This window comes from Bradyrhizobium sp. PMVTL-01 (assembly GCF_051861855.1).
Taxonomy (GTDB): domain Bacteria; phylum Pseudomonadota; class Alphaproteobacteria; order Rhizobiales; family Xanthobacteraceae; genus Bradyrhizobium.
Map to the genome: position 1 here is coordinate 5,582,617 of NZ_CP193982.1, position 18,694 is coordinate 5,601,310.

Here is an 18,694-nt window from a genome sequence, read left to right on the forward strand (position 1 = left end):
CCGTGGCGAAGCTCCTGCATCTGTCCTGCTCGCCCCGCGCCGAGTCCGAGTCGAATGCCGGCGCGCGCGTCTTTCTTGACGGCTTCCGCAAGGCTCGGCCGGATTGGGACATCGATGTCGTGGACATCTGGCGCGAACGGATGCCGGAATTCGCAGGCGCCATTGTCGAGGCCAGATATGCGCGCATGAAGGCTCAGGCCTTCACCGACCCGCAACGGGAGAGCTTTGCCGAAGCCGAGCGCATGGCGCTGCGCTTTTCGCTCGCCGATCGGGTGCTGATCTCGACGCCGATGTGGAACTTCGGCATCCCCTACAAGCTCAAGCAGTGGTTCGACATCATCGTCCAGCCCGGGCTCACCTTCCGGTTCGATCCGTCGCAGGGCTATCTGCCGCTGCTGCAGGATCGGCCGACGCTGGTGATCATCGCCAGCGGCAGCGACTTTGCCACCGGCATGAACCGCGGCCGCATCGACATGGCGACGCCTTACCTGCGGGAAATCCTGCGCTTCATCGGAATCAACGATGTCCGTTTCGTTCTGATCGGTCCGACCACGGGACCGCAGCAGCCGATCGAAGCCGCGCGTGACCGGGCGCATCAACGTCTCGCATCAATGGGCGCCACCTTCTAGATGCTGGCCGCGGCGGCGGCTGACCGCGGTCTTCGGGCGAACGAATTCGGACAGCGCAACATCCGCTGGCGCACCATTGCCGTCCGCGCACTTGGTGGCTGGATCGCTGCGATCGGCCTGATGATGGGAAGTCTTGTACTGGCGTTGAGCCAGCGCCAGGACCGCCCGTGTTGTGAGATCGGTCAGGACCTGGAGCTGGAAGGCAAGCCTCCGAACCAGGCGCCGAAATAACCCGCATAGAGCGCCGGTCGTTCGAGATTCATCGAATGCCCGATGCCCGGCACGATCACGAGACGGCAATCCGGCATCGCCTTGGCCATCGCGCGAAGATCGTCCGGGGCAATCCAGCCGTCCCTTTCCCCCCACAGCACCATATGCGGATGCCGCAGTTCCGGCATGCGGCGCTCGAGCTCACGGCTTTGCTTTTCGCGCGTGAGGTTGACGGGGGTGCCGATCCAGATTCCTTCCGAGACGCCAAACGTCTGGTCGATGATACGGTCGAACAACGCCTCGATCTCGCTGACCCCTTCGCGGAAGCGCGGGACTGCGTTCGGCGCCATGCTTTCCGGCGTGAACAGCGAGGACGCTGCCGTCGCCATGATCGTGCGAGTCAATGCCTTGCTCGTCATCATCGACCGGAACAGGCCGAGCTGGTCGGCGTCAAAGGCCATGCCGAGCGGCGTCACCGGATCGAGCGCGAGCACCCGCCCGAAGCGCAGCGGCTGCATCAGCAGCATGCGCGCGGCGATGATGCCGCCGGTCGAATGCGTCGCGAGATGGCAATAACCGATCTCCAGCGCATCCAGCGCCGCCAGCATATCCTCGGCATGCTGCTGCATGGAATAGTTGGAATAGTCCGCGTTCGGCTTCGGCCGATCGCTGTCACCGCATCCGCGCCAGTCCAGCCCGATGACGCGCAGCCCTTTTGGAAACAGCGGGGCAGCAAGCTCGATCCAGTCCTTGCTGGCGAGATTGCCGTGGATGAAGACGACGGTGGTGTCGCCCTCTCCCCACTCTCGCCAGCCAAGCTGGACCTCGCCCGCCTGCACCCGTGGCATCGCTGCGTCCTATTTGTTGAGGCCCGCCGTCGGCGCCGCGCCGGGAGGCGTTGGCGCCACCGGCAGCGCCGACGCCACCGCGCCCCTGATCATGCGGTCGGTGCCGAGCGGTGACGACGTGTCAACCGTTCCCTTGGTGACGAAATCGACCACGTCGACGGAGAACTCGACCGGGTTATCCGTATGGATGAAATGTCCGGTCTCCGGATAGATCTTGAGGATCGGCCGGTTGCCGGCATTGGTCATCCGCGACATGAATGGCGTGATGACGTCGCGCCCGAGGTCCGTGAGCCCGTTGAAAGCGGGCGTCGGAATGAACGGCTCCTTATCGCCGAATGACAGGAAGATCGGCGCCTTGATCTGGGTGATACGCTCGTAGAGATTCTTCGGATCATCCTGCTGGAGCTCCGCTCCGATCGTGTAGATGTCGAAGATGAAGACGTTGCACCATTGCTCGAGCTCCTTCGGGTTGCCCTTGGTGAGCCCGACGCGCTGCTCGGTGTGCAAGCGGGCATATTCGCTGTCGCTGAAGAAGTACCCGCTCTTGGCCGCCGATACCGCACCGGTGTTCGGATCACGCTTCTTGAAGTAGAAGAAGTCACGGATGTTCTGCTCGTCGCGCGCCTTCTCCGCCGCGAGGATGCCGGTCTGGTCCCAGACCTGCTTCCACTTGTCGAAATCGCGGCCGAGGCCGTCCGCGAAGAGTGGCGCCTTCTTGTCCTTGGCGATGGTGATCTCGCGCGGATATTCCTCGAGACCGGAGGGTGCCTCCAGGGCGAGGCCCTGCACCGCGTCCGGCCAGGTCAGCGCGTAGCCCGCCACGAATTGGCCGCCCAGCGAGTGGCCGAGATAATAGGCCTTCTTGACGCCGAGCTGGTTGACGACGAGATCGTAGATGACCTCGCGCATGTCCTGCATGGTGCGCGCCGGGCTCTTGTCGAGATTGCCGGGACCAGACATGCCGTAATGCGGCAGGTCGGGCACGATCACGCGCAGGCCGCTGCGCAAGGCATACTGCATGATGTTGCCGTAGTGCCCGCCGAAGGCGCCCTTGCCGTGGATGATGACGAGCACCTTCGGATCCTTGTCGGTGCCGGCGTACTCGTCCATGTACCCGATTTCCCAGGAATTGCCGCTCTTGTCCTTGGCGTTGCCGAACTTGACCGGATAGGGATAGGTCACATACGCCTTCCAGAACGACTTCTTCGGGTCGATGTTCTGGGCAACGTCGGCCACGCGATAATTCTTGTCGACGAATTTCTGTGCGCGATCGAGGCTCGCGACGTCGTCCATGAAGGCGACGAACTTCGGATCGTTCTTCCGATTGTTGATCAGCGGGAACACGCCGTAATGGGCGACCGGGCTTTCCTCGGCGATCAGATCCGCGCCGGGCACGCGGTCGACCGCCTTCTGGGCGAGCTTGAAGTTCAGCCAGAGATCGTTGGTGATGTGCATCACCAGCGTGCGCGCCTGGATGCGGCCGAGATACGGGTTGACGTTGTGCGTCTCGCCGACCCGGTTGCGCCAGACCAGATCGACAGCGTCATAGAGCTTGGCGCGGTTCGTGACGTTCAATCCGGCTTTCTCGTTCGGCGGGTCCCAGTAGAAGATCTCGGGCTGGACCGCCGCCCAGTTCTGGGTCGTTCGGAAGGCGAAGTCATAGCCCGTCATGCCGAGGATCGACCAGCCAAAGGCCACGCCCGGCACCGGGTGCTTCTCCTTGGGCAGCTTGTAATAGTCACCCTTGGTCGCCTGCCAGACCGGATCGCCCTGGATCGCGGCCGTCATCATCTGAAAGGTCCAGTTGCCGACGGGATCTTCGCCGTCGGACTGCGTGGTGCCGCCGATCGGCATGATCGCGCTGACATATTCAGGATGCATCACGCCCCAGACATAGGTCTGGGTGCCGCCCATGGAGACGCCGGTGACCAGCGCGACGCGCGCGACCTTCAGCTCGTCGCGCAACAAACGGTAGTTCGCCTGCACCATGTCGTAGTAGCTGTACTGCGGAAACTTGATGCCGAGACCGTCGGATGGCTTGCTCGCACCCCAGGTGCCGAGCGGATCGACCATGATGACGTAATAGCGGTTGGTGTCGATCGGCCGGCCAGGGCCGATGACCGGGACGCCGCCTGACAGGGCGGCGCCTTTGACCCACTGCTCGTACATGTCGGTGGAGTCGCCGGAATAATAGGAGTTGATCACGACGGCATTGGTGATCTCGCCGGCGGCATTGCGCCGCGCGTTGCCGATCGCGATGTAGCTGGTGCGCAGCTTGCCGCCGCCGAGCGACTCCAGCGTCACGCCGCCCTCGCCGCCATTCTCCCATTTCGAGGGATCGGCCAGGTCGTACTTTCCGCCGAGGCGAAAATTGCCGATCTCATAGGTCTTCTTGAGGCCGTCATGCTGCATCTGCGACGAGCGGCGCGTGAACGGCTGCGCTACCGCAAGCGCGGTGCCGACCAGCAACAAGATCAGGCAGACGATGCAACGCTCGAGCGCGCTTCTCCCGGTCATGGCGACCTCCCTCATGGCGGTGTTTTCCGCGCACGCTAGGTTGCATGCACCCGGGAGGTTTGATTTAGCTCAATGGAATCCGCGCGCCGGCGCCGAGGATCGCGGCCATCATCACGCCGGCCGGTGCCCGCAATGCCCTTCCTCAGTCATGGCTCATATCGGATCCGCTATGAGCTCGACGGGCCGGCGGGTGCGCCGGCCTATGTGCTGGTTAACGGTCTCACGCAATACTCCGAGCTCTGGGGCGCCTATCGCGACGCGCTGATCGCACGGCAGTTTCGCGTCGCAACATTCGATCTGCTCGGCCAGGGCGCCTCCGACAAGCCGGCGCTGTTCATCAACCAGGACGACCACGTCGCGGTGCTGCATCGTCTGATCGGCGAACTCGGCGATGGTCCGGTCTTCCTCGGCGGCATCAGCTTTGGCGGGCTGATCGCGCTGCGCTATGCCATCGAGCACGGCGCGCGGCTGTCCGGCCTCGTGCCGATGAGCTGCTTTGCAGAGCTTTCGCCGCAACTGCTGCTGATCGGCAATGCCTTGCGCACCGGGCTCATCCTCGGCGGCACCAGTTATCTCCAGGATCTGCTGCTGCCGATGAACCTCTCTGATCAATGGCTGCAGCCGCTGCTGGACAAGCTGGATAGCGTGAAACGGCAGGGCTGGCTGGTGAACGACGTCTACGCGCTTCAGAACCTGATGGAGTCCTTTCTCGACTTCAAGCCGCTGACACCTCAGCTCTCCGCCATCGCCGTCCCGACCATGATCCTGAATGGCGAGTTCGACTTCCTCACGCCACGCTCCTTGCACGAGACCCTGCGGGTCGAGATTCCCGACAGCGCCCTCGTCATCATCCCGAAGGCCTATCACGCCTTCACGCTGGAAAAGGCGGCCCTTACGGCAGACCTGCTGGCGCGCTTTGCCGAGGACGTCATGGCCGGGCGTTGGCAAGGCAACAAGCGGGTCCTGATCGCGCCTGAACAGGCCGGCGGAGATTTTTCGCCGTTTCCGGACGGCTACGACCATCTGCGCGCGATCCCGGTGCAGAGGGCGGCAACATGAGCGCTTTCCTCGGACCCCTGGAAGCCGACGGCCGCGTCCCACCGCGTCAGCAGTCGCGGGTCTCCGCATTCCTGCTCTCCGCCCATGGCGCGCTGGCGCGGCAATTCGCACTCGCCCTTCCCGCGAAGTTCGACGCCGCCTGGCAGACCGAGCTGAACGCCCAGCTCTACCGCGAGAGCGAGATCGTTTCGCTGCTGATGCGTGCGACGGCCTGGGTCCCGGATCTCGCGCTGGGCCCCATGGCCGCGTCCTGGGAGATGGCCTGGCTCCCGGCACCGATCGAAGGCATCGCCGATCACGCCCGCGCGCAGGCGGTCCAGCTCGCCGTCCTGGCGCACGCCGTTCACGCCGGGATCCGGCCCGCGGCCCTGCTGCCGACGGACGCCAATGTCAACGATGCTTTCGTGACGGCACTGCGCCGCATCGAGTTCGAGAGCGGCCGGCTATTGCAGGCGCAGATCCTGTTCCTGAAGAAGCCGGATCTGCTTCCTTTCAGGGATGCGTTAAGCACAGCGCTTGACCGGCGGCATGCCGAGGTACGCAGGCTCTGGAACGAGACGCTGGAAAGCATCGGCGTCGTCCCGCAGCAATGAGCCGGCAGCCTTGACGCAGATCAAAGCCGCGAGACCGCCCGCCGCCAACATCGACCCGCACTTCACCTTGCACTTGCCGACCGGAGGTCCGACCATGAAGGCCGTTTCCGTCGAAGAAGCCGTCGCGATGATCCCGTCCGGCGCGAGCGTCATGGTCGGCGGGTTCATGGGCGTCGGGACACCGGAACGTCTGCTGGACGAACTCGTCCGGCAGAACAAGGCAGGCCTGTCCCTGATCTGCAACGACGCGGCTACGCCCGGCAAGGGCGTCGGCAAGCTGTTCGATGCGACCCTGGTCTCGAAGCTGACGGCGACGCATATCGGCCTCAATCCCAAGGCCCAGCAGCAGATGCTCGGCAACCAGATCTCGGTCGATCTGGTCCCGCAAGGCACGTTCGTCGAACGCATCAGGGCGGGCGGCTGCGGATTGGGCGGCGTGCTCACGCCGACCGGCGTCGGCACCCTCGTTGCGGAGGGCAAGCGCCAGATCGAGGTCGACGGCAAGCCGTTTCTGCTGGAGACGGCCATTCGCGCCCAGTTCGCGCTGATCCACGCCTTCCTCGCCGACTATCTCGGCAATCTCGCCTACGCGCTGACCGCGCGCAATTTCAATCCGATCATGGCCATGGCGGCCGACACGGTCATCGTCGCAGCCGAGCACATCGTGCCCGTCGGCGTCATCGCACCCGATCACGTCGTCACGCCGGCGCCGCTGGTCGACTACATCATTGCGAACGGGTGACCCCATGGATCCGCAGATCATCATTGCCCGGCGCGTCGCCAAGGAGCTCCGCCAAGGAAATCTCGTCAATCTCGGCATCGGCATCCCGACGCTGGTCGCGAACTACGTGCCATCCGATCTCAAGGTCTTCTTCCAGTCCGAGAACGGGCTGATCGGCACCGGGCCGATACCGGAGCAGGGCCTGGCGCATCCCCTGCTCACCGATGCCGGCGGCCGCCCGATCAGCGCGCTTCCGGGCGCCGCGACCTTCGACAGCGCGATGTCGTTCGGCCTGATCCGCGGCGGCCATGTCGACGTCACCGTGCTGGGCGGCCTTCAGGTCGATGCGCACGGCCTGCTCGCCAACTGGATGATTCCCGGCAAGATGGTCCCCGGCATGGGCGGCGCGATGGATCTCGTCAGCGGTGCCAAGCGCGTCATTGTCGCGATGCAGCACGCGGCCAAGGGCAAGTCGAAGATCGTTGCCAAATGCACGCTGCCCCTGACCTCGGCACGACCGGTGAACCTCGTCGTCACCGACATGGCCGTGATCGGCTTTCCCGATGGCAAGGCGACGCTGCTGGAAACGGCACCGGGCATCAGCATCGGCGAGGTCCTGGCGGTGACGGAGGCCGAGCTCGCCATTCCCGACACCGTCCCGGAAATGAAGATCTGACGGGGTGACCATGCGCGTCTTCAGCGATTTCAACGAGATCAAATCCGCCGTCGGTACCGAGATCGGCGTCAGCGACTGGGTCGAGGTGTCGCAAGAGCGCATCAACCAGTTTGCTGAGGCGACCTGCGACGAGCAATGGATCCATGTCGACCAGGAGCGCGCTGCCAGGGAGATGCCCGGCGGCACCACCATCGCCCACGGCCTGCTGTCGCTGGCGCTCGCGCCGCTCTTCATCCGCTCGGTGATCGGCCTGAAGGGCCTGCGCAACACGCTGAACTACGGCGCCGACCGGATCAGATATTTGGCACCGGTGCCGGCGGGCTCCAGGCTGCGCGGCCGCGTCACCGTCGCCGAAGCCGAGGACGTGCCGCCGGACGGGCTGCGCGTCAACTATCACCTCGTGATCGAGATCGAAGGGGGCAACAAGCCCGCCTGCGTCGCCGAGCTGATCGCCCTGCACTATCGCTGAATCAAACAGGTCGAAAACAACCCCATGCACAGTAGCGGGGGCATTGACGACATTGCGCTTTTTTCTTCCGGCTCTTTTCTGCCGGCGAAAGCCGTTTGACCCGTCGGGCAAAACACTGGCATGATGCCAAGATCAGCCCACAGCCCACCAAGGCGGCGTGACGACCCGCGGCCGGGGTCAGTCGATGATGTGATAGCCGCCGTCGATGTAGAGCACGCCGCCGGTGATCAGCTTGGCGCCGTCGAGCGCCAGAAAGGCCGTGGCGTTGCCGACGTCGTCGATGCTGACGAGGCTGCGCGACGGCGCCTTCGACTGCGCCTTGTCCATGAGCTCGTCGAATTCGGGAATGCCTGAGGCGGCGCGCGTCGCCAGCGGGCCCGGCGAGATCGCGTGAACGCGGATGCCCTTCGGACCGAGTTCGGCCGCGATGTAGCGGACCGACGCCTCGAGCGCGGCCTTGGCCACGCCCATGACGTTGTAGTTCTCCACCACCATCTGGCTGCCGTAATAGGTCATGGTGAACAGAGTGCCGCCGTTCTTCATCAGCGGCTCGGCGAGATGGGCCATGCGCATGAACGACCAGCACGAAACGTCCATGGTCTTGAGGAAGCCGTCGCGGCCGACGTCGACGACGCGGCCGTGCAACGCCTCCTTGGGCGAGAAGGCGATCGAATGAAGCAGGAAGTCGAGCTGGCCCCACTCGGCCGCAATGCGCTCGAACACCGCTTCGATCTGGCCTTCGACCATCACGTCCAGCGGCATGAAGATCGGCGCCTGCAGCTCCTGCGCCAGGGGCTCGACATGCTTCTTGGCGCGATCGTTCAGGTAGGTGACGGCGAGATCGGCGCCGAGTGCACGAAACGCCCGCGCACAGCCCCAGGCGATGGACTGGTCGTTGGCGATGCCGACGATCAGGCCCCTCTTTCCCTTCAGGGCCACCTTGCTGTCCGGGAATACTGGGATCATGACGCCCTCTCAGATCGTGTGTTTTGCGACGAGCCGTTGACCAGCATCGCCAGCGTGTGCTGCGCAATCATCAGCTCCTCGTCGGTCGGGACGACATAGACGGGGATGCGACTGCCGGAATGCGAGATCAGCCGCGAATGACGGGCATTTTCGTCGGCATCGAGGGTCACACCGAGCCAGGCGAGCTGCTCTGCCACGCGCGCCCGGATCGATGCCGAGTTCTCGCCGATGCCGGCGGTGAAGACGAAGGCGTCCAAACCCTGCAAGGCCGCGGCCAACATGCCGGCGCTGAGCCCGATCCGGTAGACGAAGTAGTCGATCGCGAGCCTTGCATGGGCATCGGTGCTCGCCTCGAGCTCGCGCATGTCATTGCTGACGCCGGACAGGCCCTTCAGTCCGCACTCACGGTAGAGAAAGTCCTGCACCCTCGGAGCCGACATGCCCTTCTCCGAGATGAGATAGAGCACGACGCCGGGATCGACCTGCCCCGGCCGCGTTCCCATCGGCAGGCCATCGAGCGCGGTGAATCCCATGGTGCTTTCGACGCTGCGCCCGTCCTTCAATGCGCACATCGAGGCGCCACTGCCGAGATGCGCGACGATCACGCGTCCGCTGCTGATCTCGGGCGCGACATGGGGCAGCGTCCGGGCGATGTATTCGTAGGACAGGCCGTGAAAGCCATAGCGCCGCACGCCCTCGGCATGCAGCTGGTGCGGAATGGCATAGTGGTCTGCGACCGCGTCATGCGTGCGGTGGAAAGCGGTGTCGAAGCAGGCCACCTGGAACAACGTCGGGAAGTCCGCGAGGAGCGAGCGGATCGGCGCCAAATTATGCGGCTGATGCAGAGGCGCCAGACTGACGAAGCGCTCAAGGCGGGACACGACGCCGTGGTCGATCACGACCGGCCGCGAATAGTCCGGACCGCCATGCACGACACGGTGGCCGACCGCGACCGGCGCGACCCGGAACTCGTTCCGCAACCAGTCGCCGGCGACAGCCATCGCCGCCGGCACATCCGGCACGGTCTCGATCGGATAGGCGCGATCGACCAAGGGGCCGTTGCCCGTGCCGCCGGCCCGCAGACGCGGCCGGCTGCCGATGCCGTCGATCTGTCCCTTGATCTGCCGCCGAAGGGTCCCCTCGCCTTCGATCGAAAAGACTTGAAACTTGACGCTGGAGGAGCCGGCATTGACGACGAGGATCGTATCCATGGCATCACGCGGCCACTGTTGGCGCCTTCTGGCGCCGAGCGCGAGCATAGAGCGCGGCAACCGCGCAGGATGCCATGCGCGCGCGCGGAGAATCCGCCCGCGAGGTGAGCACCACCGGCACGCGGGCGCCGAGCACGATGCCCGCGCCGTCGGCCTTGGCGAAATAGGCGAGGTTCTTGGCCAGCATGTTCCCGGCCTCGAGGTCCGGAACGACCAGGATCTGTGCGCGGCCGGCAACCTCGGAGGTGATGCCCTTGATCCGCGCGGCCTCCATGTCGATGGCATTGTCGAACGCCAGGGGGCCGTCGAGGATGCCGCCGGTGATCTGGCCGCGATCGGCCATCTTGCAGAGGGCGGCGGCCTCGATGGTCGAGGGGATTTTCGAGGTCACGGTCTCGACCGCCGACAGGATCGCAACCCGCGGGGTCTTGCCGAAGCCGGCCTGGTTGTAGAGGTCGATCGCGTTCTGGATGATGTCGCGCTTGGCGTCGAGATCGGGGAAGATGTTGATGGCCGCATCCGTCACGAAGATGGTCTCGGCGTAGGCCGGCACGTCCATGACGAAGACGTGGCTGATCCGCCGGTCGGTGCGCAGGCCGCCGACCTTGGCTGTGACGGCGCGCATCAATTCGTCGGTGTGCAGACTGCCTTTCATCAGCAGATCGCCCCTGGCGGCGTGGATGAGCTCGACGCCCTTGGCCGCGGCTTCGTCGCTATGCGCGGCATCGACAATCTCGAACCCGGACACGTCGAGGCCGAATTTCGCGGCCGTGTCCCTGATCTTCCGCTCGGGTCCGACAAGCATCGGCCGGATGATGCCCGCGCTCGCGCTGTCGACCGCACCGCGCAACGAGGTCTCGTCGCAGGGGTGGACGACGATGGTCGGCAGGGGCGCCCCCGCCTTTGCCGCCGCGATCAGGCGGTCGTATTTGGTGCCGGAATGTGCCCCCGTCGTGTCGGCCGACATCATGTCACTCCCGCTTCCGCCAATCCTGATTACGACGCTTTTGCTTCTGCTTTCGAGTCGAAAGGGGTGACCGTCGAGGTCAGCTCCCCTTCTCCGTCCAGACCAAAAAGCCCGGCGATCTGCTTCAGACGATGGGCGCGCTCACCCGTGATATCTTCGCTCGCCGACAACACCTCGCGCATCGCGGCGAAGACCTGGCGCCGCAGGCCCATGTCGTCGGGCAGCAATTTCGGGATCGCGGCCAGCGCATATTCGCGATCGAGCAGCAGCATGAAGAACTGCTCGCGGACCAGCATCTTGAACTCGGGCAGCGTCATCCGGGCGCCGGAATGGTCCCGCCGTATCTGCCGCAGTGCCTCGATGCTGCGCTCGTCCACCATGCCGCGGGCTGAGCCGACATAGAGCAGCGATCGGATCGCCGCTTCGCGAAGCCCGCCCTCGCCGATGCGCGATTTCAGCTCGGAGATGCGCCTCTCGAGCATCGCGCGATGCTCGGCCGACATCTCGCGACGCTGCGAGGGCACGGAATTCGGATCGACCCCTACGGCCGCCTGAAGCAAGGGCGAGCCATAGACATTGAGGAAGATGGTCTCGCTCAGAGCCTCCTGCGCGTCGCGCCAGCTATCGAGCGCATGGACGATCTGCTTCGACATCTGCTCCTGGATTGCCAGAAACGGATTGTCCTTCGAGACCGGCCTGCGGTTGTCCTCGACGCGATCGGCGGCCGCCTGGATGGTGGACATCCAGGGATTCTTGCTGCTGAAGGCCTCATATTGCATTCGCAGCGGATGCATGTTGCGCGCCCAGTCCGCCATTTGCGGGGTCACCATCTTCTTGACCCAGGGTTGGACGAACTTCTGATAAGCCGCCAGATTGAGTTCCGAGACGCGCTTGGCGGCGGCAAACCGCCGCTCGTCCTCGGGCGAATTGCCTCCCATCGCGCGGATATCGTCGAGCGTGCGCGCCTCACAGCGCATCACCCACTGCCCGGTCGCGAGATCGGCATTGAGCGTCTCCTCGCCCCTCGCCTCGAACGTCGCCTCATAGAGGCCCGGCGGGAGTACGTCGATCAAGTCGATGTTGCTCGAAAACTCGGCATGCTCCTTCTTGGCGACACCGCCCGACACGAAGATGCCGAGATGGCCGATGCTGTCGTGAACCGTGTAGACGATGGTCTGGCCATACGCCCTGATCTCGTCGACGTCCGCGTAGCAGTCCAGGATCCAGTCAAGCGCCTGCTGAGGCGGCGTGACGTTATCGCCTTTGGAGCAGAACACCACGATCGGCGAACGGATGTTGCGCAGGTCGACCTTTTGTCCGTCCGACAGCTCGATGCGGCCGGCGGCGAGATTGTTGCCGATGAACAGCTCGTCGACGATGAACTGGATCTCTTCGGCATTTAGGTTGACGTGCCCGCCCCACCAGCGCTCGAAATCCAGGTAGCGTTCGGCTTCGGTGTCGACCTTGGAATAGACGTTGTACTGCTTGGTCCAGAGCGTGTTGGACGGGTTCTGGTTCTCGAAGTTCTGCACCAGCCAGGCGCCGTCGAACTTGCCGGCGCCGAGATCGCTGGTCAGCGCCGTCAGCCAGCTTCCGCCGAGCAGGCCGCCGGAATAGCGCATCGGATACTGGCCGTGCACGCCGGCCCAATACGCCAGCGGCGCGCCGGCGATGATCAGGGGCCCGAACAACTCCGGCCGCAGCGACGCCAGGATCATGACGGCCCAGCCCGCCTGGCAATTGCCGATCACGCAGGGCTTGCCGTCGGCCTCGGGATGACGGCTGATGACGGTCTCGATGAACTTCGCTTCCGCGCGCGCGATGCGCTCGATGGTCTGGCCCGGCATCGGCTCGGGCAGGAAGCCGATGAAGTAGCAGGGATGCCCCGCCTTCATCGCGACGCCGATCTCGCTGTCGGCCTTGAAGCCGCCGATGCCCGGGCCGTGGCCGGCCCGCGGATCGACCACCACGAATGGCCGGCGGCTCATGTCGATTTCGACATCCTTGGGCGGAATGATGCGCACGAGCGCGTAGTTGACCGGCTCCTCCAGCGTGCGGCCGTCGACGATCAATTCGGCAGCATATTGCAGCACATGCGGCGCGACCTGCGCGACATGCTCGCGGTACTGGTCGCCGCGCTGGCGCATGATGTCCAGAAACAGCACACTACGTTGCCCCGCATCGACCATGTATTCGACGGCGGAGGCCACAAGCCCCGACATCGGGCCGTCAGGCAGTTTCAGATTTTCCATCGTCATGTTCGACCTCGCCGTCGCGTCCGCCCATTCAAGGAGCGCGCGGATTGCCGACGTTGATTTAGGTCAACGGTCGGCGACGGAGCGCGAGGTTCCCTGCGCAGGGCTGGCGACGTGCATTTCGCAGGCTCGATCCGGGCCAGGGGGCACGATCGGCGAAACGGCTGAACGGGGAAAGGACGCCCGATGGGGACTCCAGCGAGTTTCACTTGCCGGGCGACGCTACGTGACGGAACCCCGGTGGAGATCCGGGCACTCCGGCCGGAGGATGAGGTCGGGATGCTCGATGCGCTGGAGCAGACCAGCATGCAAACACGCCAGCGTCGTTTCTTTGCACCGAAGCGACATTTCTCGGATAGCGAGCGCGCCTATTTCATGGAGATCGACTTCCAGACTCACGTGGCGCTGGTTGCCTGCGCGGACGATGCGGGCCGCAACGTCATCATAGGCGGAGGCCGTTACGTCGTCGCGGCGCCCGGCTGCGCAGAAATGGCCTTTGTCGTTGTCGATGCCTGGCAGGGCCGTGGCGTCGGCACGCTGCTGGCACAACATCTCATCGCGCTCGCGCGCGAGGCCGGGCTGACTGCGCTGACCGCGGAGGTCCTGTCGGACAATACCGCGATGCGCCGCGTCTTCGAGAGGCTCGGCTTCGGCCCTGCGGCGAAGCGGGATCCTCAGACGATTCATCTGGCGTTGAAGCTGACCTGATGACCTCGGTGGATTTCGGACCGTTCCCTTGATCTTGATCAACGGTTCACCCGCCGGCCCGTGGGTCAGTCGACACCATTGCCGCAAAGACGGAGGTCGTCATGACGTGTGGTATGTTCGGTAAGCTGCTTGTTGCGACCATCCTGGTCGGTGCAGGCATGTCCGTCTCGATCGATGGATCATCCAGCCAGGGACCATCGCTGTCCTTCAGCCAGGCAGATGCGCGGGTCGGACGTCCCCTGACTCCCGTGTCAGTCGCCGGCGTGGCACGCCGGACCACCAGGCGCGCGGTGGTCGGGACCGCGGCCGTTGGCGCCGCCGCCGCAGGCACGGCATGCGTTCGCGTGCTGGTCAACGGGACATATGTCTGCCGCTGAGGATCGTCGAAAGGAATACGAGATGAAGGGATGATACGAGATGAATCCTGCGGATGATCTGCATCCGCAGGACGGGGCTGCGCGGCCCATCGCGCTTTAATGGATGGTCGGGTTTTCGAAACGCTTTTCCGCCTGTGCGGTCACGATCTCGATGTGTGCTGTATTGTGCCTTGCTGCCAGCTCGCGAGCAGCGGCGTGATCCCGGTTCCATCCCGGCTCACCGCGCGCACGCCGCTCGCGAAAGTCGATCAGCCAGACAGTTTCTCCGTAAGTGAGGCCCACGAAAACGTCGCGCCCCTCGGAATCCGGTCCCAATTCAGTCAAGTAGGTGACGTGACTACGCAGCTTCTCAGCCGTCATTGCTCATCTTCTCGCCTGGCCGTCTGCCGGGGAGCGCGGTCGCAGAGGAATGATTTGCGCCGAGCTCACCGGCTCTGGAAGCTCGGCTGATGTCGATTTCGCTGCCTTCCTGGCCCTGAATTTCGTCCAACGAAGCCCGGGCGTGTAGCCGTAGAGCACATTGAGCCAGGTTTCAGACAGGGTCGCGCTCGTGAAAGGCAATTCGGGCAAGTTCCAGTCGGCATCTCTCTCGATGCCCGGGTTCATAGGCACCCGAACCGCAGCCTCCCCCCATACCAGGCCGCCGGCTGGCAATTCTACATATTCGCAACGGTCCCGCTCCGTCCATTCCTGGACTGAATGGGCAAGACTTCTGGGATGATCGGCGGAGAAAAGGCCAACGATCTGATGACTGTCGATTAAGCGGACGAGATAAGCTGGCATACGTCAAAGTCCAAAAATTGAATATTGCCTATTTTTCCCGACCCTGCCAAGCCCCTCCTGCCATCGAAGCGTGCACGCAGTGATAAGCGCCCGATGATCTCGCCGGATATTGCTGTGTGGAATCTCGAAAGAAGGCTTCATCAACGTTCTGGCGAACGCTTTTCCTTTTTTCCCGCAATCTCAACCGGCCGGTTGATGCGCTGCGGGGCTGGTTCATACACTCTGCGTGATTCACCAAGGATGCGGATTTGCTTTGACCTAGATCAACGAAATCGCAGACTCGGCCAACCGGTTTTTGCATTTCCCTCCCGGTGCTCATGAAGGAGGATCGGGCGATGCGTCTTTGTGATGAAGTGCAGCCTTCATGCTCCGGAGCCTCGCTATTCTCCACATGATCTGCTCGAGCGGGCCGTCATCGAAATCGGACAGCTGAACGAAGAGTTCCTTGAATCTTTGAATCTTCCTGTCGAAGATCGCGCAACGATCACACATCGTCTGCAATTGCCTTGGCGAAATGGCTGCTGACCCGGGCAAAACAAATCAAAAAATAGCGAAATGAAATTAATGATCTTAACGCCGGCCGTAAAGAACCCGCCCGCGCGATGCACATCCTTCGACACGGCAGTCGAGCACCGAAACCAGCGCGATGCGTCGTCGCGGACGAATCGCGCCGTCCTGCCGTGTGCGCTCCTGCGGAGAGCAGGGATCGAGCGGTTTTTTCCGGCTGGCCATGGCGCCCTTCGGACGAAGAGCAAGAGACTTGTGCATCTGCGCCAACGAGACGACAACACTGCTTCCGGCAGATCCTCATCGTCCTAAGGTCGATGAAGACGATCTGTTCCGGTTCACCTAATGCTCTATGATAAACGCTTTAATCGAAACATTTAATCGACAGGTATTGCATTGCCATCATCCATAGAATTGATCGTTGCCTCTCATGTGGTGCTGCAGGACCGGCGTGGGCTCGAAGAACTGCGCGAGCATCGGCGCCAGTTGCTCGAGCAACTCCGGACCGTGTCAGGCATCGATCCGAGCCGGAGCATCGAGCGGATGGAAGAGGACATTCGGGCGATCGACGACGGGCTCGAGCAACTCAAGCCGCCGCCGGGAGCCCTGCCTGAGAATGAATGGCGCTAGGCTCGGATCCGCGCCTTCAAGAGCAGGTTCGTCTGCCGCTCCATTTGAAGCGCAAGCTGCTTGCGTTCAAATCCGAGGGTGGCCTGTTGGTCGAGCGTGATGTGCCCGTCCCGCTCGAGAATGTTGATGAGAAACACTTGGTCCTCAATGTGCCGTTGGCGCTTCTGGATATCTTGCATGAGGCTCTCCACCTCGGCTCGAAGATCTGAATTCATAATTCATGCCTTTCAACCTCTTCGCTGAAATGCATTCACTATGTGTCTGACACCTTAAGCAAAGTTTGCATCGGGATGGCTGCTGTCGCTGCCCGCCCTTAACTTGAATGCGCGTGCCGGTAATTCCCGGGGGCGTACTGCCCGGGCCATGAGGATGGAACCGGGGACATCGCCCTGCCGGCAACCTGCGCGGGCGGATCAGGGCAACCGGATCCGAATCGACGAAAGCGGATGGTGCGGCCACCCGGCGCTTTCCAACTGCGGCGTGGAGGCCGCATCCAGCCAGCGGCGCATAACGTCGTGGCCCGCCTGCAACACCCGGAACGGACCAATTGAACGACAGCCACATTGCAGCACAGCAGCAGCGCGATTGATCAGGGAAATCAGGTTGCTACGGCGCAGATTAGATGCGGAATTTGTGCGCCGCAGAAGGCCTTGTTTCCTCGCCTGAGGCAGTTAATTGGGCCGCCGGGGCTGGGGACTGTGTCGTTCACGCAAGAGACGTCGGATCGATTGCCACAAGCTGTGACTGAAATGTCATAGGTGCGGCCGTAGCATTTTGCTAATTGTTCCCACGCAATAATATTTGTTAAAAGCCTTTTCTGGTGGGGACCATGAAGCCGGCGCATTTAGCCTTCGCAACGATCATCCTGGCCGTCGCCCCCGCGAAAGCCGAGCAATTTTCAATCAACGACGCCTTGAAACAGGCGATGCAGACCAACCCGGGGGTGGGCGAGGCTTCAGCCAACCGCCGCGCAACCGAAAGCGAGCTCCGCCAGACCCAGAGTACGCTGTTACCGCAGATCCGCATCGACGCCAGCTACGGCCCGGAGAAGTTCGATCAATCGCCCGGCTTCGTAGCTCCGAGCATTGCCGTTCCAACGACGGGGTCCGGGCCGTGGCGGAACGGAAGCCAGGAAGCCGTCGTCGTCCGGCAGCTCCTTTTTGATGGTTTCACCTCGATCCACGAGGTGTGGCGTCAGAATGCGCGGGTGAACGCCGCCGCGGCACGCGTCAAGGAACGCACCGAGCTCATCGCCCTCGACGCCGCCGAAGCTTACATCGACGTCGTGCGCTATATGCGCCTGGTGAGCCTGGCCCAGCAGAACGTCGCCAATCACGAGAAGATCTTCTCGAATGTAAACTCGCGGTTTTCGGGCGGCCGGGCCGGCGAAGGCGACCTCGAGCAGTCGAGGGAACGCGTCGAAAGCGCTCGCGCGGCGCTCGCCGAATTTCGCCGCAGCCTCGAGGACGCACGGGCGAAGTACCGCAAGGTCGTCGGCATAGAGCCGTACAACGTGCGTTTCCCGGGCCCGCTGCGGGGGCTCCCGGCCAGCCGGGATGAAGCGCTGGCGGTGACGTTGCGGTTCAACTCGACGATCAACGCGGCCCAGTCCGATGTCGATGCCGCCAAGCACGCCTTCAAGTCCACGGACGGCCTGTTTGCCCCGAAATTCTATCTCGAGGGTCGGGCGACTCATTACGACAATTCCTTCCCCTACGTCGCGGCCCCGGGCTCGCCTGCCGTCACCCATGAGGACTACAGCGGCAAGGTGGTGATGTCCTGGGACATCTTCCGGGGCGGCCAGGACGCCTGGAATCGCTCGGAAAAGGCCGAACGGTTCACGGAAGCGACCGCACGGCACGCCCGCCTGCAGCGAGATGCGTATGAGTCGATCGACAAGGCCTGGAATGCCCGTACGGTCACCCAGACCCGAATTGCGGCGCTGACCAGCGAGCTGGAGGCCGCCCGAAAGACCATTGCCGCCTTCCAGAAGGAGTATGAGCTCGGCCAGCGCTCGCTCATCGACCTCCTGAACGCCCAGAACCAGTTCTTCAATGCGCAGGTTTCGCTGACCTCGGCGCGAGGGGTCGTGGTGTTCGCCGATTACCAGCTGCTCGCTGCGACGGGAACCTTGATCGAGTATCTGAAGGCGCCGCCGCCCGTCGACGCAGCCCCGACCGATCTCAACCTGTTCGGCCTGCCGGATTACAAGGCGCCGACGTTCCGCTGGACGCTGCCGCAGAGCGGTCCGGAGCCGCTGCGGACTGCCGTCCCCGCGCCGACGGCAGCCCCCGTCCGCCTGTCCTATGCTGCGACCGGGCCTGCCACGTCAGCTTTCGGCGATCGCTGGTCCGGTGAGCCGTCGTCAGCCAAGGTTGCCGGCGTGTCGGCCTGGTTTGTGCAGCAGCGGCAAGGCTCCGGCGGGCCGATCATGCTCGACAGCGCGGCCGACCAGCGCAGCTCATATGCCGCGGCCGAGCGGCCCCACTGGCTGCTGACCGCATTCTCGCCGATTACAAAATAGCAACGTCGGCCGAATCACCATTGAGCAAGCCCGCACATTTGTGC

20 protein-coding genes are annotated in these 18,694 nt (G+C 63.6%); 11 read left to right on the forward strand and 9 right to left on the reverse strand.

What is annotated here, in order from left to right:
* The first annotated feature begins 2 nt into the window (after positions 1–2).
* Both ACRQ5Q_RS27255 and ACRQ5Q_RS27260 read left to right on the forward strand, forming a co-directional pair.
* Positions 3–629, forward strand: coding sequence for an FMN-dependent NADH-azoreductase (locus ACRQ5Q_RS27255; protein WP_439392965.1), 627 nt, complete (start codon positions 3–5; stop codon positions 627–629).
* The gene (locus ACRQ5Q_RS27260; RefSeq protein WP_439392967.1) at positions 630–860 is read left to right on the forward strand and encodes a hypothetical protein; all 231 of its coding nucleotides are present in this window, start codon (positions 630–632) and stop codon (positions 858–860) included.
* Here ACRQ5Q_RS27260 and ACRQ5Q_RS27265 read toward each other — a convergent pair.
* Both ACRQ5Q_RS27265 and ACRQ5Q_RS27270 read right to left on the reverse strand, forming a co-directional pair.
* On the reverse strand, positions 812–1,687 hold the full coding sequence (locus ACRQ5Q_RS27265) for an alpha/beta fold hydrolase (protein ID WP_439392969.1): 876 nt from the start codon (positions 1,685–1,687) through the stop codon (positions 812–814). The genes ACRQ5Q_RS27260 and ACRQ5Q_RS27265 overlap by 49 nt on opposite strands.
* Before the next feature lie 9 nt (positions 1,688–1,696).
* Positions 1,697–4,204: an alpha/beta hydrolase gene (locus tag ACRQ5Q_RS27270; protein WP_439392971.1), complete on the reverse strand. Its 2,508-nt coding sequence runs from the start codon at positions 4,202–4,204 to the stop codon at positions 1,697–1,699.
* A 132-nt stretch (positions 4,205–4,336) separates the two neighbouring features.
* Between ACRQ5Q_RS27270 and ACRQ5Q_RS27275 the strand changes: the two genes are divergently transcribed.
* The 5 genes from ACRQ5Q_RS27275 to ACRQ5Q_RS27295 all read left to right on the forward strand — a co-directional run bounded on the left by ACRQ5Q_RS27275 (position 4,337) and on the right by ACRQ5Q_RS27295 (position 7,722).
* Positions 4,337–5,263 carry an alpha/beta fold hydrolase gene (locus ACRQ5Q_RS27275; RefSeq protein ID WP_439374609.1) on the forward strand — a complete coding sequence of 309 codons (927 nt, stop codon included), beginning with the start codon at positions 4,337–4,339 and terminating at the stop codon, positions 5,261–5,263.
* Positions 5,260–5,856, forward strand: a complete 597-nt coding sequence (locus tag ACRQ5Q_RS27280; protein ID WP_439392973.1) for a hypothetical protein — start codon at positions 5,260–5,262, stop codon at positions 5,854–5,856. Before ACRQ5Q_RS27275 ends, ACRQ5Q_RS27280 begins: the two co-directional genes overlap by 4 nt.
* Positions 5,857–5,950: 94 nt before the next feature.
* Positions 5,951–6,598: a CoA transferase subunit A gene (locus ACRQ5Q_RS27285; RefSeq protein ID WP_130371794.1), complete on the forward strand. Its 648-nt coding sequence runs from the start codon at positions 5,951–5,953 to the stop codon at positions 6,596–6,598.
* Between the two features lie 4 nt (positions 6,599–6,602).
* Complete coding sequence (locus tag ACRQ5Q_RS27290) at positions 6,603–7,253, forward strand: 3-oxoacid CoA-transferase subunit B (RefSeq protein ID WP_439374607.1); 651 nt, start codon at positions 6,603–6,605, stop codon at positions 7,251–7,253.
* 10 nt (positions 7,254–7,263) lie between these two features.
* On the forward strand, positions 7,264–7,722 hold the full coding sequence (locus tag ACRQ5Q_RS27295) for a MaoC family dehydratase (protein WP_439374606.1): 459 nt from the start codon (positions 7,264–7,266) through the stop codon (positions 7,720–7,722).
* A 177-nt stretch (positions 7,723–7,899) separates the two neighbouring features.
* Here ACRQ5Q_RS27295 and fabI read toward each other — a convergent pair whose 3' ends face one another.
* Genes fabI through ACRQ5Q_RS27315 form a run of 4 tightly spaced genes read right to left on the reverse strand, consistent with a single transcriptional unit; the run spans position 7,900 to position 13,124 of the window.
* Entirely contained in the window at positions 7,900–8,688 is a 789-nt protein-coding gene (fabI, locus tag ACRQ5Q_RS27300) for an enoyl-ACP reductase FabI (RefSeq protein ID WP_439374605.1), read from the reverse strand.
* Complete coding sequence (locus ACRQ5Q_RS27305; RefSeq protein WP_439374604.1) at positions 8,685–9,899, reverse strand: acetate/propionate family kinase; 1,215 nt, start codon at positions 9,897–9,899, stop codon at positions 8,685–8,687. The genes fabI and ACRQ5Q_RS27305 overlap by 4 nt, the downstream gene beginning before the upstream one ends.
* A gap of 4 nt (positions 9,900–9,903) precedes the next feature.
* Positions 9,904–10,866: a phosphate acetyltransferase gene (locus ACRQ5Q_RS27310; RefSeq protein WP_439375555.1), complete on the reverse strand. Its 963-nt coding sequence runs from the start codon at positions 10,864–10,866 to the stop codon at positions 9,904–9,906.
* A 29-nt stretch (positions 10,867–10,895) separates the two neighbouring features.
* Positions 10,896–13,124, reverse strand: coding sequence for a DUF3141 domain-containing protein (locus ACRQ5Q_RS27315; protein ID WP_439374603.1), 2,229 nt, complete (start codon positions 13,122–13,124; stop codon positions 10,896–10,898).
* Positions 13,125–13,400: 276 nt separating this feature from the next.
* Here ACRQ5Q_RS27315 and ACRQ5Q_RS27320 point away from each other — a divergent pair, with 276 nt between their 5' ends.
* Positions 13,401–13,829, forward strand: coding sequence for a GNAT family N-acetyltransferase (locus tag ACRQ5Q_RS27320; RefSeq protein ID WP_439374602.1), 429 nt, complete (start codon positions 13,401–13,403; stop codon positions 13,827–13,829).
* A 101-nt stretch (positions 13,830–13,930) separates the two neighbouring features.
* Positions 13,931–14,206 (forward strand): hypothetical protein, encoded by a 276-nt coding sequence (locus tag ACRQ5Q_RS27325; RefSeq protein WP_439374601.1) that lies wholly within the window; start codon positions 13,931–13,933, stop codon positions 14,204–14,206.
* A 96-nt stretch (positions 14,207–14,302) separates the two neighbouring features.
* Here the strand turns inward: ACRQ5Q_RS27325 and ACRQ5Q_RS27330 are convergent, their stop codons facing one another.
* Positions 14,303–14,566, reverse strand: coding sequence for a hypothetical protein (locus ACRQ5Q_RS27330; protein ID WP_439392975.1), 264 nt, complete (start codon positions 14,564–14,566; stop codon positions 14,303–14,305).
* Positions 14,567–14,569: 3 nt separating this feature from the next.
* Positions 14,570–14,989 carry a hypothetical protein gene (locus ACRQ5Q_RS27335; protein WP_439374599.1) on the reverse strand — a complete coding sequence of 140 codons (420 nt, stop codon included), beginning with the start codon at positions 14,987–14,989 and terminating at the stop codon, positions 14,570–14,572.
* A 939-nt stretch (positions 14,990–15,928) separates the two neighbouring features.
* Here ACRQ5Q_RS27335 and ACRQ5Q_RS27340 point away from each other — a divergent pair.
* Entirely contained in the window at positions 15,929–16,126 is a 198-nt protein-coding gene (locus tag ACRQ5Q_RS27340; RefSeq protein WP_439392977.1) for a hypothetical protein, read from the forward strand.
* Here the strand turns inward: ACRQ5Q_RS27340 and ACRQ5Q_RS27345 are convergent.
* The gene (locus ACRQ5Q_RS27345) at positions 16,123–16,305 is read right to left on the reverse strand and encodes a hypothetical protein (protein WP_439374597.1); all 183 of its coding nucleotides are present in this window, start codon (positions 16,303–16,305) and stop codon (positions 16,123–16,125) included. The genes ACRQ5Q_RS27340 and ACRQ5Q_RS27345 overlap by 4 nt on opposite strands.
* Positions 16,306–16,955: 650 nt before the next feature.
* Here ACRQ5Q_RS27345 and ACRQ5Q_RS27350 point away from each other — a divergent pair.
* Positions 16,956–18,650, forward strand: coding sequence for a TolC family outer membrane protein (locus ACRQ5Q_RS27350; protein ID WP_439374596.1), 1,695 nt, complete (start codon positions 16,956–16,958; stop codon positions 18,648–18,650).
* The last annotated feature ends 44 nt before the right edge of the window (positions 18,651–18,694 follow it).

Coding starts and splice junctions, on each gene's coding strand:
- fabI (WP_439374605.1), bottom strand. CDS start 8,688: ATGATCCCAGTATTCCCGGACAGCAAGGTGGCCCTGAAGGGAAAGAGG.
- ACRQ5Q_RS27265 (WP_439392969.1), bottom strand. CDS start 1,687: ATGCCACGGGTGCAGGCGGGCGAGGTCCAGCTTGGCTGGCGAGAGTGG.
- ACRQ5Q_RS27305 (WP_439374604.1), bottom strand. CDS start 9,899: ATGGATACGATCCTCGTCGTCAATGCCGGCTCCTCCAGCGTCAAGTTT.
- ACRQ5Q_RS27345 (WP_439374597.1), bottom strand. CDS start 16,305: ATGCAAGATATCCAGAAGCGCCAACGGCACATTGAGGACCAAGTGTTT.
- ACRQ5Q_RS27285 (WP_130371794.1), top strand. CDS start 5,951: ATGAAGGCCGTTTCCGTCGAAGAAGCCGTCGCGATGATCCCGTCCGGC.
- ACRQ5Q_RS27330 (WP_439392975.1), bottom strand. CDS start 14,566: ATGACGGCTGAGAAGCTGCGTAGTCACGTCACCTACTTGACTGAATTG.
- ACRQ5Q_RS27270 (WP_439392971.1), bottom strand. CDS start 4,204: ATGACCGGGAGAAGCGCGCTCGAGCGTTGCATCGTCTGCCTGATCTTG.
- ACRQ5Q_RS27295 (WP_439374606.1), top strand. CDS start 7,264: ATGCGCGTCTTCAGCGATTTCAACGAGATCAAATCCGCCGTCGGTACC.
- ACRQ5Q_RS27320 (WP_439374602.1), top strand. CDS start 13,401: ATGCTCGATGCGCTGGAGCAGACCAGCATGCAAACACGCCAGCGTCGT.
- ACRQ5Q_RS27350 (WP_439374596.1), top strand. CDS start 16,956: ATGAAGCCGGCGCATTTAGCCTTCGCAACGATCATCCTGGCCGTCGCC.
- ACRQ5Q_RS27275 (WP_439374609.1), top strand. CDS start 4,337: ATGCCCTTCCTCAGTCATGGCTCATATCGGATCCGCTATGAGCTCGAC.
- ACRQ5Q_RS27325 (WP_439374601.1), top strand. CDS start 13,931: ATGACGTGTGGTATGTTCGGTAAGCTGCTTGTTGCGACCATCCTGGTC.
- ACRQ5Q_RS27335 (WP_439374599.1), bottom strand. CDS start 14,989: ATGCCAGCTTATCTCGTCCGCTTAATCGACAGTCATCAGATCGTTGGC.
- ACRQ5Q_RS27260 (WP_439392967.1), top strand. CDS start 630: ATGCTGGCCGCGGCGGCGGCTGACCGCGGTCTTCGGGCGAACGAATTC.
- ACRQ5Q_RS27310 (WP_439375555.1), bottom strand. CDS start 10,866: ATGTCGGCCGACACGACGGGGGCACATTCCGGCACCAAATACGACCGC.
- ACRQ5Q_RS27290 (WP_439374607.1), top strand. CDS start 6,603: ATGGATCCGCAGATCATCATTGCCCGGCGCGTCGCCAAGGAGCTCCGC.
- ACRQ5Q_RS27315 (WP_439374603.1), bottom strand. CDS start 13,124: ATGACGATGGAAAATCTGAAACTGCCTGACGGCCCGATGTCGGGGCTT.
- ACRQ5Q_RS27280 (WP_439392973.1), top strand. CDS start 5,260: ATGAGCGCTTTCCTCGGACCCCTGGAAGCCGACGGCCGCGTCCCACCG.